This window comes from Winogradskyella echinorum (genome assembly GCF_014297365.1).
GTDB classification, from domain to species: Bacteria; Bacteroidota; Bacteroidia; order Flavobacteriales; family Flavobacteriaceae; genus Winogradskyella; species Winogradskyella echinorum.
In genome coordinates, this window is the sequence record NZ_JACOQD010000002.1 from 848,893 (window position 1) to 863,040 (window position 14,148).

Annotated in this window: 17 protein-coding genes; 10 read left to right on the forward strand and 7 right to left on the reverse strand. The window is 31.8% G+C overall.

The window, feature by feature from the left end:
* Nucleotides 1–8 precede the first annotated feature (8 nt).
* The 7 genes from H8K90_RS10960 to H8K90_RS10990 all read left to right on the forward strand — a co-directional run bounded on the left by H8K90_RS10960 (nt 9) and on the right by H8K90_RS10990 (nt 5,599).
* Complete coding sequence (locus tag H8K90_RS10960; protein WP_186845999.1) at nt 9–776, forward strand: ParA family protein; 768 nt, start codon at nt 9–11, stop codon at nt 774–776.
* Entirely contained in the window at nt 776–1,678 is a 903-nt protein-coding gene (locus H8K90_RS10965) for a ParB/RepB/Spo0J family partition protein (protein ID WP_186846000.1), read from the forward strand. Before H8K90_RS10960 ends, H8K90_RS10965 begins: the two co-directional genes overlap by 1 nt.
* A complete protein-coding gene (locus tag H8K90_RS10970) occupies nt 1,668–2,258 on the forward strand; it encodes a DUF5683 domain-containing protein (protein WP_186846001.1) in 591 nt (196 codons plus the stop codon). The genes H8K90_RS10965 and H8K90_RS10970 overlap by 11 nt, the downstream gene beginning before the upstream one ends.
* A gap of 1 nt (nt 2,259) precedes the next feature.
* Complete coding sequence (dapB, locus tag H8K90_RS10975) at nt 2,260–2,961, forward strand: 4-hydroxy-tetrahydrodipicolinate reductase (protein WP_186846002.1); 702 nt, start codon at nt 2,260–2,262, stop codon at nt 2,959–2,961.
* A gap of 62 nt (nt 2,962–3,023) precedes the next feature.
* Nucleotides 3,024–4,646, forward strand: a complete 1,623-nt coding sequence (lepB, locus tag H8K90_RS10980; RefSeq protein WP_186846003.1) for a signal peptidase I — start codon at nt 3,024–3,026, stop codon at nt 4,644–4,646.
* Between the two features lie 25 nt (nt 4,647–4,671).
* Complete coding sequence (locus H8K90_RS10985) at nt 4,672–5,283, forward strand: WbqC family protein (RefSeq protein ID WP_186846004.1); 612 nt, start codon at nt 4,672–4,674, stop codon at nt 5,281–5,283.
* Nucleotide 5,284: 1 nt separating this feature from the next.
* Nucleotides 5,285–5,599, forward strand: coding sequence for a DUF6122 family protein (locus H8K90_RS10990; RefSeq protein WP_186846005.1), 315 nt, complete (start codon nt 5,285–5,287; stop codon nt 5,597–5,599).
* Here the strand turns inward: H8K90_RS10990 and H8K90_RS10995 are convergent.
* The 7 genes from H8K90_RS10995 to H8K90_RS11025 all read right to left on the reverse strand — a co-directional run bounded on the left by H8K90_RS10995 (nt 5,596) and on the right by H8K90_RS11025 (nt 12,115).
* A complete protein-coding gene (locus H8K90_RS10995; protein ID WP_186846006.1) occupies nt 5,596–6,615 on the reverse strand; it encodes an endonuclease/exonuclease/phosphatase family protein in 1,020 nt (339 codons plus the stop codon). The genes H8K90_RS10990 and H8K90_RS10995 overlap by 4 nt on opposite strands.
* A 9-nt stretch (nt 6,616–6,624) precedes the next feature.
* Nucleotides 6,625–7,491 carry a rhomboid family intramembrane serine protease gene (locus H8K90_RS11000; RefSeq protein ID WP_186846007.1) on the reverse strand — a complete coding sequence of 289 codons (867 nt, stop codon included), beginning with the start codon at nt 7,489–7,491 and terminating at the stop codon, nt 6,625–6,627.
* Between the two features lie 2 nt (nt 7,492–7,493).
* Nucleotides 7,494–8,249 (reverse strand): rhomboid family intramembrane serine protease, encoded by a 756-nt coding sequence (locus tag H8K90_RS11005; protein WP_186846008.1) that lies wholly within the window; start codon nt 8,247–8,249, stop codon nt 7,494–7,496.
* 3 nt (nt 8,250–8,252) lie between these two features.
* Nucleotides 8,253–10,112: a DNA mismatch repair endonuclease MutL gene (gene mutL, locus H8K90_RS11010; protein ID WP_186846009.1), complete on the reverse strand. Its 1,860-nt coding sequence runs from the start codon at nt 10,110–10,112 to the stop codon at nt 8,253–8,255.
* Nucleotides 10,112–10,396 (reverse strand): riboflavin synthase subunit beta, encoded by a 285-nt coding sequence (locus H8K90_RS11015; protein WP_186846010.1) that lies wholly within the window; start codon nt 10,394–10,396, stop codon nt 10,112–10,114. Before H8K90_RS11015 ends, mutL begins: the two co-directional genes overlap by 1 nt.
* 444 nt (nt 10,397–10,840) lie before the next feature.
* Entirely contained in the window at nt 10,841–11,347 is a 507-nt protein-coding gene (gene ribH, locus H8K90_RS11020) for a 6,7-dimethyl-8-ribityllumazine synthase (protein ID WP_186846011.1), read from the reverse strand.
* Between the two features lie 3 nt (nt 11,348–11,350).
* Nucleotides 11,351–12,115 (reverse strand): tetratricopeptide repeat protein, encoded by a 765-nt coding sequence (locus H8K90_RS11025; protein WP_186846012.1) that lies wholly within the window; start codon nt 12,113–12,115, stop codon nt 11,351–11,353.
* A 139-nt stretch (nt 12,116–12,254) separates the two neighbouring features.
* Between H8K90_RS11025 and recF the strand changes: the two genes are divergently transcribed.
* Genes recF through H8K90_RS11040 form a run of 3 tightly spaced genes read left to right on the forward strand, consistent with a single transcriptional unit; the run spans nt 12,255 to nt 14,079 of the window.
* Nucleotides 12,255–13,334, forward strand: a complete 1,080-nt coding sequence (gene recF / locus H8K90_RS11030; protein ID WP_186846013.1) for a DNA replication/repair protein RecF — start codon at nt 12,255–12,257, stop codon at nt 13,332–13,334.
* On the forward strand, nt 13,331–13,750 hold the full coding sequence (locus tag H8K90_RS11035; protein WP_186846014.1) for a lipocalin family protein: 420 nt from the start codon (nt 13,331–13,333) through the stop codon (nt 13,748–13,750). The genes recF and H8K90_RS11035 overlap by 4 nt, the downstream gene beginning before the upstream one ends.
* 32 nt (nt 13,751–13,782) lie before the next feature.
* Entirely contained in the window at nt 13,783–14,079 is a 297-nt protein-coding gene (locus H8K90_RS11040) for a DUF721 domain-containing protein (RefSeq protein ID WP_186846015.1), read from the forward strand.
* Nucleotides 14,080–14,148: the final 69 nt, after the last annotated feature.

Here is a 14,148-nt window from a genome sequence, read left to right on the forward strand (position 1 = left end):
ATCATTTAATGGGTAAAATCATTGCTATTGCTAATCAAAAAGGAGGTGTTGGTAAAACGACAACCTCTGTAAATCTAGCTGCATCTTTAGGTGCACTAGAGAAGAAAGTCCTACTTATAGATGCCGATCCTCAAGCTAATGCTAGCTCAGGTTTAGGTATTGATGTTGATGCTGTTGAACTTGGCTCTTACCAAGTATTAGAACACACCAAATCTGCAAAAGAAGCTATTGTCGCTTCTAATGCGCCAAATGTAGATGTTATTCCTGCACATATAGACCTTGTTGCTATCGAAATTGAACTCGTGGACAAGGACGAACGAGAATACATGCTCAAAAAAGCCATTGTAGATTTAAAATCGGAATACGACTATATATTAATTGACTGTGCACCTTCATTAGGTTTACTTACTTTAAACGCATTAACAGCTTCAGATTCAGTAATTATTCCAATACAATGCGAATATTTTGCACTCGAAGGACTAGGCAAACTGTTAAATACTATTAAAAGTGTACAGAAAATACATAATGAAGCGTTAGATATTGAGGGCTTACTTTTAACTATGTTCGATTCGCGTTTACGCTTATCAAATCAAGTTGTAGAAGAAGTTCAGAAACACTTTACAGATATGGTTTTTGATACTATTATTCAGCGTAATGTACGTTTAGGTGAAGCACCAAGTTATGGTGAAAGTATTATTAACTATGATGTAAGCAGTAAAGGTGCGGCTAATTATTTGAGCTTAGCGAAAGAACTGATTAAGAAAAATGAATTATAATGGCGAAGGCAACAAAAAAACAAGCATTAGGACGCGGACTTTCGGCTTTACTGAAAGATCCTGAAAATGATATTAAATCTGCTGAAGATAAAAATGCAGATAAGGTTGTTGGTAATATTGTTGAGCTCGATATTGAAAGTATTGAGGTTAACCCTTTTCAGCCAAGAACAAACTTTAATGAAGAATCGTTAAGAGAATTAGCATCTTCAATCCGAGAACTTGGTGTTATTCAACCTATAACGGTTAGAAAATTAGCCTTCAATAAATACCAATTAGTTTCGGGTGAACGTCGTTTTAGAGCTTCAAAATTAATTGGCCTAGAGGCTATACCTGCTTATATAAGAATTGCTAACGACCAAGAATCGTTAGAAATGGCATTAGTTGAAAACATTCAACGCCAAGATTTAGATCCTATAGAAATTGCATTATCCTACCAACGTTTAATTGATGAAATAAATCTTACGCAAGAACAAATGAGTGAGCGTGTTGGTAAAAAGCGTTCTACTATCGCTAATTATTTGCGATTGCTAAAATTAGATCCGATTATTCAAACCGGAATGCGAGACGGATTTATTAGTATGGGTCATGGAAGAGCTATGGTTAATATAGACAGCCAAATTGACCAACTAGAGGTTTACGAAAAGATTATTACTAACAAACTATCTGTTAGAGCAACAGAACAACTGGTTAAGAATTTAAATTCTGAAGCACCTACTCCAACGGAGACAGTTTCTAATGAAGTTCCAAAACATATTAAAAAAGGAATTAAAGAATTTTCGGAATACTTTGGACATAAAATAGACGTTAAAGTTGCAAGAAATGGAAGCGGTAAGATTACGATACCTTTTCATTCTGAGGAAGATTTTAACCGAATTAAAAAATTAGTGCAACGTGCTAAATAAACGTTTCTATATTCTCTTGTTGTGTTTATCCTCAGCGCTATTCTCCTTTTCCCAAAAAGACAAAGACAGCACAAATATTGAATTAGATAAAGAACTTATTCTAATTGATAAAGAAGTACTTACAAGAAAAGAGATAGACCCTCTTAGACCATCTAAAGCGGCATTCTATTCGGCAATTTTACCAGGATTAGGACAAGCTTACAATAAAAAATATTGGAAAATCCCATTAGTTTGGGGAGGTATTGGCGCAGGTGTTTATTTCTATGTTAGAAACGATAAACAATTTGACCGTTATAGAGATGCCTATAAAAGACGTTTAGCAGGTTTTAAAGATGATGAGTTTTACAATGTTGTTTCAGATGATGGTCTTATAAGAGCGCAAGAGCAATTTAGAAGAAATAAAGAAGTATCGTTGTTAGTAACCATCGGTTTATATGCTTTAAACATAATCGATGCAAATGTAGATGCACATTTACTTCAATTTAATGTCGATGAAAACTTGAGTTTACGACCGCATTATCAATACAATCAAATGGAAAATACTTCGGATTTAGGAGTTACAGTAAATTTTAAATTTTAATATGAATATAGCTTTACTAGGTTACGGTAGAATGGGTAAAAGTATTGAAGCTATTGCTTTAAAGCGCAACCATAAGATTTCATTAAAAATATCTGATTCGGATTCTATTTTTGATTTTTCAAATACAGATGTTGCTATAGACTTTAGTATTCCTTCAGTTGCCGTTTCTAATATAAAAAAAGCACTAGATGCTAATATCCCAGTAATATCTGGTACTACAGGTTGGTTAGCCCAATATGATGAAATCTTAGACTATTGTAAAGCAAAGAATGGCACGTTTTTATATGCTTCAAATTTTAGTTTAGGTGTTAATATTTTCTTTGAAATTAATAATAGATTGAGTCAACTTATGTCTAATCTACCTGAATACTCAACTGAGATTGAAGAAATTCATCATACAAAAAAACTTGATGCACCAAGCGGTACAGCAATTACTTTGGCGGAACAAATTATAGAAAACACCAATTATAAAAATTGGACGTTAGAACCGGCAAAATCTGACGAAATTCATATAGAAGCTAAGCGTATTGAGGATGTTCCTGGTACACATGAAATCACCTATAATTCTGAAATTGATTCCATAAATATTAAACATACAGCACATAGCAGACAAGGATTTGCAATGGGAGCTGTAATTGCGGCAGAGTGGATTAAGGATAAAAAAGGCATTTTCTCAATGCGAGATGTGTTAAACATTGGTTAACTTGCTCAAATCTTGAAACAAATTAGAATAATTTTCAACCTACATAGACAAAACTTATCGATATGACTTGGACAGAGTGGTTTATCTTTTTACTCATTATACAAATTATACATGGCCTTGGTACATGGAAACTTTATGTTAAGGCTGGTAGAAAAGCTTGGGAAGCCTTTGTACCTGTATACAATGCCGTGATATTGATGAAAATCATTTCTCGTCCTTGGTGGTGGGTTATTTTAATGTTTTTACCAATTGTAAATCTTATTATGATTCCTGCAGCTTGGGTAGAAACCGCAAGAGCTTTTGGTAAAGATTCTAAATTAGATGCATTATTATGTATAGTTACACTTGGCTTTTACCTCTATTACTTAAATTATGCTACAGATGTAAGCTACATTGAAAACAGAAGGTTAGCCCCAAAAACTTCAACAGGAGAATGGATTACTTCTATCCTATTTGCTATTGTTGCGGCAACTATTGTACATACGTACTTTTTTCAACCGTTTGTAATTCCTTCTTCGTCTTTAGAAAAATCTTTATTGGTAGGTGATTTTCTTATCGTAAGTAAAATACACTATGGTGCAAGGACACCAATGACAACTATTGGAGCACCAATGGTGCATGATACTATTCCTAAATTAGGAATGAAATCGTATTTATATAACGATAACTTTGAAGAACGTGAAACGTCTTGGAAAAACAAATTGCAGTTACCATATTTTAGGCTACCTGGTTTTGAAAAGATTGAGCGGAACGATATAATCGTATTCAATCAACCAGCAGATACTTTGCTGAACATGAATGATTTTCATCCAAATCGAAATTATTATAAGCCTATAGACAAAAAAACTAATTTGGTGAAGCGTTGTGTAGGAATACCAGGTGATACATTAGAAGTAAGAAATGGCATAGTATATATCAATGGTATCCAAAACAAATTACCCGATAGAACTAAACTTCAATTTTCACATGATATTGTTTTTAAAAATGTTCGTGCTAATACATTTGATGAACTTAATCAAATGGCAAAATTATATTTAAAAAAATATGATATCACTGACAATCTAGGCTATAATAATGTTACAAAAAATTATACAATACAAGCAACTCCTGAAGCCGCTAAAAAAGCAGTTGTACATCCTAATATTGAATCTATAACTTATGTACCCACAGAGAAAGGTTTAAGAGATAATAGTGTGTTTCCACATGATTACAATTATAATTGGAATGCAAATTATTTTGGACCAATTTGGATACCAAAAGCTGGAGCTACTGTAGAACTTAATACCGAAAATATAGCACTATATAAACGTGCTATTTCTGAGTACGAAGGTCATAAAGTTGTAACAAGAGGTAATCAGGTTTTTATAGACGATCAACCTGCTACAGCCTATACATTTGGCCAGGATTATTACTGGGCAATGGGAGACAACAGACACAATTCTATAGATAGTAGATTTTGGGGATTTGTACCTTACAATCATATATTCGGTAAACCTGTGTTTATTTGGATGAGTATTGATGGCATTAATTCTGGTTTAAAAAATTGGAGACCTCGTTGGGATAGAATTTTTACCACAGTTAGTGGAAGTGGCGAACGTACATCGTACTTAATCCCTTTTATAGTTCTTATTTTCGGAATCACTTTCTTTAATAAATGGAGAAAGAAAAAGAAGGCTAAAGCTTAAAAAATCCTCTTTAAATAAAGACACTATGAATTGTCTTATACATCCTACTTATTTTCCAAACGTAGCACATGTTACTATAATGGTTAAATCTGATGTGGTATATTTTGAAGTTTGCGATAATTACCAAAAGCAAAGCCATAGAAACAGAACAGAAATTTATGGAGCTAATGGTAAATTAGCTTTAACCGTACCAGTGAGCTACACACAAAAGAACAGACAATTATACAAGGATGTAAAAATTGCAAACGAAGATAATTGGCAACAACAACATATAAAGTCCTTACAATCGGCTTATAGTATGTCGCCGTTTTTTGAATTCTACATTGATGATTTAATGCCTTTATTTGAAAACCGATTCGATTATATTTTAGATTTCAATTTGCATTGTTTTGAGGTCTTACTACATATGCTTCAATTAAATATTATCTCTAAACCAACTTTATGTTTTGAAAAAGAACCGATAGACAAAATAGATTATAGACAATTAGTTAAACGTAATTTTGAAGTAAACACCCTTCAACCTTACACACAAGTATTTACAGAGAAACATGGGTTTATATCTAATCTTAGTATTTTAGATTTGATTTTTAACGAAGGTCCAAATACTGAATTGTATTTAAAAAAACAGACCTTATAGTATGCTACAAATAATCATACATTACGGCATACACTTTGGGTTACCGTTAATAATTGCTTTAGTGTTTTTTAAAAATCATTGGCTAAAAGCATACGGCATAATGATTTTAGGCATGTTGATTGATTTGGACCATTTATTGGCTAATCCTATTTTTGCACCAAATCGTTGTAGTATTAATTTTCATCCACTGCACTCCTACTATGCAATTACAGTTTATTTACTATTACTTATTCCAAGAAAAACTCGGCTTATTGGATTAGGATTGGTAATCCATATTTTGGCAGATAGTGTAGATTGTATGCTAATGCAGGTTTAAAGTTTAAGAATTGCTTTTATAGGATAATGGTCAGATAGCAACACATCATAGGTTTTAAAGCCATTTACAGTAAAGTCCTTATCCGCTAGAATAAAATCGATTCGCAAAGGAAAGAACTTAAAATCATAGGTTTTTCCGAATCCATTACCTGCTTTTTCAAATGTATCTATTAAATCATCACCTTTAATCTCCTTATAAATATAAGAATAAGCAGTATTATTAAAATCACCTGTAACAATGGTCTTATACTTACATTTAGATTTATGCTTTAAAAACAACTCAACTTGTTCTTGTTGCAACTTAAATGTTGAACCCACTTGATTAAATAAATGATTAGAAGTTTCATTTTTCAGGGCTTCAACATCCGTTTTTATACCAGAAGATTGAAGGTGTAAATTATAAATACGAACTGTATCTTTCTGTTTAACTATATCAACGAAAATGCCATTATTAAATGTATTAGGAAATTCTAAAGAGCCAGAATTTAATATTGGAAACTTTGAAAAAATAACTTGGCCTCGCTTTACAGAATCATTATGTGTGGCATTATAGTTATAATAACCATCTAATGTTATAGGGTCATCTTTTCTGTATTCTTGTAAACAAAGTATGTCTGGTTTTTCTTTGTAAATAAAATCTACAATGTCATTTTTTACTGTCTTACTTGGTATCCACGAATAAAGATTAAATAACCTAACGTTATAGGACATTACAGAAATATTATCAGAATCTTCAATATGTTTTGAAGACGAAAACTTATACATAGAACTGATATAATTCCACCCTAAAAGCAATACAACCAATGAAAGTAATAATTGCTTCTTTACTCTAAGCAACCAGTATATAAAGAAAATAACATTGAGAAGAATTAGTAAAGGCACACTAAGACTTAGTACAGATAGCGTTGCAAAATTTTTAGGCGATATGTAAGGCAAAATGTAAGAAACAAGCAATAAAAATGCTACCAAAGAATTGATAACAAATATTACTTTACTTCCAAATTTTAAACCTTTCACAATTCAATTTTATTTACCAGCTTTAAAAAGAAACGCTTTTTCTTCAGCCGTTAAGCTTTCGTAACCACTTTTACTGATTTTATCTAGTATTAAATCTATCTTTTTCTGATTATTAAACGAATTAAATTCTTCCTTAGTCTTGCCTGCATACTCACCTTTACCTTTTTTACGATGAACCGTTTTTAGATTAGATTTTGGCTGAAACCAACTTACCACACTATCCATTAACTTCTCAAAAGCCGATCCAATATCCTTGCCTTGTTGCAATCTTGTTGCATACAAATAACCCAATAATGCGCCACCTAAGTGCGCTACATTTCCGCCTTGATTCCAAGTAAATAAACCAAGTACGTCCATTGCCACTAAAATTAAAGCTATGTATTTTAATTTTACGTTTACTACTAAAACTCTTACTTCGGTTTCTGCCAAATAGACACCAAGAAAAATAATGAGAGCCCTAATACCTGCAGATGCACCAACCAAACCACTCGTTGGTTTTAAAAATTGACTTGGCACAACATTATACACAAAAAGAAAAGCTAATGCTCCAGTAATAATACCAAGAAAATAAATATTAAGTGCCATTTTTGGTCTAAAGAGATTCAATAATACTCTTGATATATAATAGAGAACTAATAAATTAAAAAGAATATGAAAAAAGTCATAATGCACAAAACCATAGGTAATGAACGTCCATGGTTTTAATATAAAATCGAAAAAATCTACTGGTAATTTTAAAAATGATAACGAATCATCAGTTCTACCAAAAACACCAATTAACGCACCAATAATAAAAATGATAATATTGATGACAATGATCTTTTCAAAAGCATTGAAATTATTAAACTTATATTTAAAATCCTTTATAGCACTCATTATTAGTTCCAACGGTATTTATCCTTTTCATTTTTCTTCCAGAAATACATTAATAAAAATCCAGTGAGAGCTCCGCCAATATGAGCCATATATGCAGTATTACTTGGACTTAAAATTGAATGACCAGAAAATTCAGAAAATATATTTATTGCAATTAATCCTGGAATAAAATACTTAGCCTTTATTGGAATTGGCAGAAATATAAGCATCACTTCAGAATTAGGATACAACATCCCAAATCCAACTAAAACACCAAAAAGCGCACCAGAAGCACCTACCATACTAGAATTGAATATATAATACATTTCCTGTAATTGCGCCACCTGGGCCTGTGTAGTTCCATCTAGTATTTCTCTAGTAGTTAGCATATGGTTAATTTCCGCTTGACTAAAACCCGAAGCAATTATATCTGCTTCTAAAGGTGAATATTGAAAATAATAGTACGCAAGCATTATTATCGCTGCACCTAAACCAGATAGCAAATAAAATATTAAAAATTTCTTCGCACCAAAAATCTTCTCTACAGCAGAACCAAACATCCATAAACCAATCATATTAAATAAGATATGTGCAGGACCACCATGCATAAACATATGAGTCACTATTTGCCAAGGTCTAAATAAGCCTTCATTTTTTGGAAAATATAACGCAAACCACTGATAAAAAGCTTCACCATTTCCAATTGCCAAAGTTCCAATAAACATAACCACGTTAATGATTATTAAATGTTTAACCGTATCAGTTATTCCTAATCTCATAAATTACATAAATTTCTTTTCAATATCATCAACTGCCATAGTAATAAATGTTGGTCTATTGGTTGGTGATACATTAGGTTCCTTACAGGCAAACAAACTATTTACCATATGTTCTTGTTCTGTACTATTTAACGATTGCCCATTTTTAATTGCCAAACTCTTTGCCATAGATTTTGCCAATAAATCTGCTGCACTAAAATTAGCATCTGGCACTTCATTTTCTACATCGCTAATTAATTGCTCTAAAATAATAGACACTTCACTTTCTGGCACTCCAACTGGTACTCCAGTTATTGTAATTTCTTTTTCGTTTAATTCTGAAAACACAAACCCTGTATGCTCTAAATCAAATTTTAAATCGTCTATAATTTTAGTTTCGTTTGGTGTAAAATGTAATTGCAATGGAAACAACAATTGCTGACTTGTAGCTTCCTTAATCGTTATATGTCTCAATAGGTTTTCGTATAAAATACGTTGATGTGCTCTATTTTGATCAATAACCAACATGCCCGATTTTAAAGTACTTACAATATATTTTTGTTGAAGCTGAAAGGTTGTTTTAGTGGTTTCAATTGACGAATCCTTAAAAATAGATTCATTTTTAGCTTCACTTTCAAAAGTTATTTGACTAAAATCACTTTCAGAATTATTGCTTTTAGACTCTAAACCAACATATAAACTTTCCCAAGATTTTGCAGGCTTTTGTTTAAAACTAGTGCGTTGACCTACATTTTGTTTTATATTATCAGTACTTTCAGAAAAAGGATTAAAGCCTCTATCTACCTCAATAGCTGGCACTGAGGCCGTTTTATCTTTATAGTTATATGGTGTATTAAAATTGCTTTGCTGTTCAAAATCTAATACTGGAGCAATATTAAATTGTCCCAAACTGTGCTTTACCGCAGAACGTAAAATAGCATATAACGTATGCTCATCATCAAACTTAATTTCAGTTTTTGTCGGATGAATATTTATATCTATTGTTTTAGGGTCCACAGTAAGATTAAGAAAATAACTAGGATGATAACCGTCTTTTAATAAACCCTCAAAAGCAGATTTAAGTGCATGATTTAAATAAGGGCTTTTTATAAAACGTTGGTTGACAAAAAAGAACTGTTCGGACTTCGTTTTTTTAGAAAATTCGGGTTTACCAACAAATCCTGAAATTTTCAACACTTCAGTTTCCTCTTCTACAGGTACTAATTTTTCATTTGTTTTTGTACCAAAAATATGTACTACACGTTGTCTATAGTTTTCACTTGGCACGTTAAAAAGATCACTCCCATTATGATAAAACACAAATGCAATATTAGGATGTGCTAAAGCCACACGATGAAACTCGTCTGTGATATGTCGTAATTCTACAGTATCAGATTTTAAGAAATTTCGTCTAGCCGGAATATTAAAAAATAAGTTTTTTACCGCAACCGAAGTTCCGTTTGGAGTTACAGATACCTCTTGAGATTTTACAGTACTACCTTCTATCTCTATAGCTGTACCTAATTCGTCTTCTGGTCGTTTTGTTTTTAATTCTACATGTGCAATAGCAGCAATACTTGCCAAAGCTTCTCCTCTAAATCCTTTGGTATTTAGTTGAAATAGATCTTCAGCTGATTTAATTTTTGAAGTTGCATGACGCTCAAAACTTAAGCGCGCATCAGTAACACTCATACCCTTACCATTATCAATAACTTGCACAAGGGTTTTACCTGCATCTTTTATGATAAGCTTTATTTCAGTAGCGCCAGCATCAATAGCATTTTCTAATAGCTCCTTAACCACAGAAGCTGGACGTTGCACCACTTCACCTGCTGCAATTTGATTGGCAACATGGTCTGGTAAAAGTTGAATAATATCTGTCATTAGCTATTTGGAAGGAAAATTGACAAATCAAAACCTATAATCAATAGAAATAAAAAAATCAAAACACCAACTATAATTAAAACACGTTTATTTACATTATCGTCATGATTATTTTTATAATCATCTAATGCTGCATTTAATTTTCCCTTTATTCCCTTAGCCGGATTTATGGTTGTTCTATGCTCGTCAAATTTATGTTTAAGTTCGTAAGGACTACCCTCACCTTTATAATAACGAGGCTTATAGTTATACTTTCGATTCTTTTTTAATTTCATTAATCCCATAATACCATTATTTTATATATCCATTTAGAATATATATTAAAACAAAAAGCGAAACTAACATTATAATTAAAGCTGGTAACGACGTTAAAACACTTCCACGTCGTTTATTTCCCCCTTTAATTTCATCCCATTTAGTCTCGAAGTCGTCTTTCGACTTTTGTTCTTCGGAATCCTGAAAACGAGGCTTATAACTAAACCGTTTATTTTTTCTTTGATTAAACAAATTGACTTATAATTAATCTCGATGTAGCTCAAAAGTACTGAAAATACAAGTAAATACTACTTAAGGAATCCTTAAAATTATCAACAAAAAGGATGCCAGAGTTAGTATGCAGTATGCAGTATGCAGTATGCAAAATTAATTTTTCAAACTTTCACTTATAATAATAAGTAAAATTATTTTAATGTTACTTGATTGCTAACTGGAGACTGAGGACTGTAGACTTATTTAGTCTGAACTCTAAGATCCGCCATTTTTATTGCAGCGATTGCAGCTTCAGTACCTTTATTACCATGTTTACCACCAGAGCGATCAATAGATTGCTGCATGGTATTATCTGTAAGTACACAGAAAATTACTGGAATATCTCCTGTAAGATTAAGGTCTTTAATACCTTGAGTTACTCCTTCGCAAACAAAATCGAAGTGTTTAGTTTCACCTTGAATTACACAACCTATAACAATGATAGCATCTAACATACCAGAGTCTGCATATATACTTTTAGACATTCTGGCAGCTCCGTAGGTTAACTCAAAAGTACCTGGCACATTCCAACGTACAATGTTTTCCTTTTTTGCTCCACAATCTATAAGTGCATCAAAAGCCCCTTGCCATAAGCCTTCGGTTATGGTATCGTTCCATTCTGAAACAACAATCCCAAACCGAAAGTCTTTCGCGTTTGGGATTGTTGTTTTATCGTAATTAGATAAATTATGATTTGCCGTAGCCATATCTTATAAGCTTGCTTCTACTTGTCCGATTAAAGCATCTACCTGAGAAAACTCAGTAGATGAAGGAAATTCAACTTTTATACGATTTAAAAACCCTAAAGCTTTATCGTTTTGCTCTAAATCAATTGCAACACGCGCTGCTTTCATTAAGAACAATGGTGTAGTAAAATCATTTACATTAGCCTTAAATGCTTTTTCATAATACTCTAAGCCTTCTTCTAATTGATCTAATTGTACAAATGCATCACCAATACCACCTTTAGCAATTGGTCCTAACATTTTATCATCACTAGAGAAATTACTTAAATACTCAATTGCATTTTGGTAGTCCTTTAAGTTTAAATATGCCATACCTGCATAGTAATTTGCTAGGTTAGCAGCTGGCGAACCACTATATTCATTAGCAATATCTACCATACCATATTTACCTTCACCACCTTCTAAGGCCATTCTGTAAAGAGAATCTGAAGATGTACCATTAACAGCATCATCAAAATATTTTTTAGCTGTGTACATTTCATTCATTGCTTCTTTTTCCTGTGGCTCAGCAATAAATTTATTGTAACCTAAAAATGCTAAAACAATTAAAGCTGCGGCTCCAATAATACCTATAATATATTTTTGGTTTTTTACAACCCATTCCTCTGTTCTAGAAGCTCCTTCATCTAAGGTATTAAATACCTCAGCTGTAGTTGAGTTTTCTTCAACAACTTCTTCTTTCTCTTTCTTCGTTTTAGGTTTGTAGCCTCTTTTCTTATATGTAGCCATATCTTGTCTATTTGTGCGTGCGCAAAAATAAAATTTTTTATGGGAATTAAAAGCCTATTTATTTGTTATTTTTGAATAATCTTTGAAGAACAATAATGCTTTGCCATGGCTCTAAAATTAGGCAATCCGTTAAACTTTTATGAATCTAAACACTCTATCTTTAGTTAATTACAAAAATTTTGAAAGTCAGGTTTTCGATTTCGACGCCAAAATCAATTGTTTTGTTGGCGCAAATGGCATAGGAAAAACAAATGCTTTAGACGCAATTTACCATTTAGCTTTTGGCAAAAGTTACTTTAATCCTATTGCATTACAAAATATAAATCATAATGCAGAATTTTTTGTAGTTGATGGTCATTTTACTAAAAACGATCGTTCCGAAAAAATTATAGTATCACTTAAGCGTGGACAAAAAAAAGTTATTAAACGCAATGGTAAGGCTTACGATAAGTTTAGCGAGCATATAGGGTTTATACCTCTTGTAATTATTTCGCCAACAGATCGTGATTTAATTATCGAAGGTAGTGATACACGACGAAAATTTATAGATAGCGTTATTTCTCAAAGCGATAAAAGTTATTTAGCAGAATTAATTAGTTATAATAAAGTACTAACGCAGCGAAATGCACTTTTAAAATACTTTGCATTGAATAACACATTTAATGCAGATACGCTTTCTATATATAATGAACAACTGCATACTTATGGAACCGAGATTTTTAAAAAACGTGACGCTTTTTTAAAGATTTTTATACCCATTTTTAAAGCACGGTATGAAGCTATTAGTCAGAGTAAAGAGACGATAGATTTAAAATATAAAAGTGATTTATTTGATGGTGAGTTAAATGATTTATTAAACAAAAACATTAATAAAGATAAAGCTCTACAATACTCTAGTGTGGGCACTCACAAAGATGATTTAGTATTTTTAATTGATGATTACCCAATTAAAAAATTTGGTAGTCAAGGTCAGCAAAAATCATTTTTAATAGCGTTAAAATTAGCTCAATTCGATTTTATAAAACAACAAAGTGGCGTTTCACCAATTCTGCTTTTAGATGATATTTTTGATAAATTAGATGAAAATAGGGTTGCACAAATTATAAGTTTGGTAGATGACGAACATTTTGGGCAGATCTTTATAAGCGATACACATGCAGAACGCACAGAAAATGTAATAAAACAAACGCATCAATCGTATAAAATTTTCAAATTATGAAAAAGTATTTATGGATAATCTGTCTACTAATATTGAGTTGCTCAAAAAATCCTGAAACCTACATAAAGCATATTGAAGGTTATTGGGAAATCACTGAAGTAACACTTCCAGATGGCAGTAAAAAAGAATACAAATTCAATGAGATCATAGATTACATTAGTATTAATGATAGTTTAAAAGGATTCAGGAAAAAATTAAAACCTGGTATCAATGATACTTATTACACTTCTGGAGATGCAGAATCCTTAGAAATAAAAATTGAAAATGACAGTTTAAATATATATTATGCTACACCTTACAGTATTTGGAAAGAAACCGTTTTAGAAGCGACACCAGAATATTTACGTGTAGAAAATGAAAACAAAGCTGTATATTTATATAAACGTTATACATCTATTAAATTAGATCTAGAATAATTAAAAGATTACCGCTTTTGCGGCAACTAGAGATGGCAAAACGAAATAACGATAATCAACCTATAGAAGACATTCTAAAAGAGTTTGTAAAAACTAATAATTTACAATCTGGTTTAGACAAAGTAAATGTGCGCGAGGCTTGGGCGAATCTTATGGGAAATGGTGTTAACAATTACACCACTGCTATTGAGCTTAAGCATGAAACGCTCTACGTTCAACTTAGTTCTAGTGTACTTCGTGAAGAATTAAGCTATGGTAATGAGAAAATTGTAAAAATGCTCAATGAATCTATTGGTAAAGACATTGTAAAAAAACTAGTACTTAGATAAGCTACTTTTTAAAGAGCAAAGCTTTGTGAAAATTAGTTTCTAAGTTATTGTAATATTTGGTATTTTTAA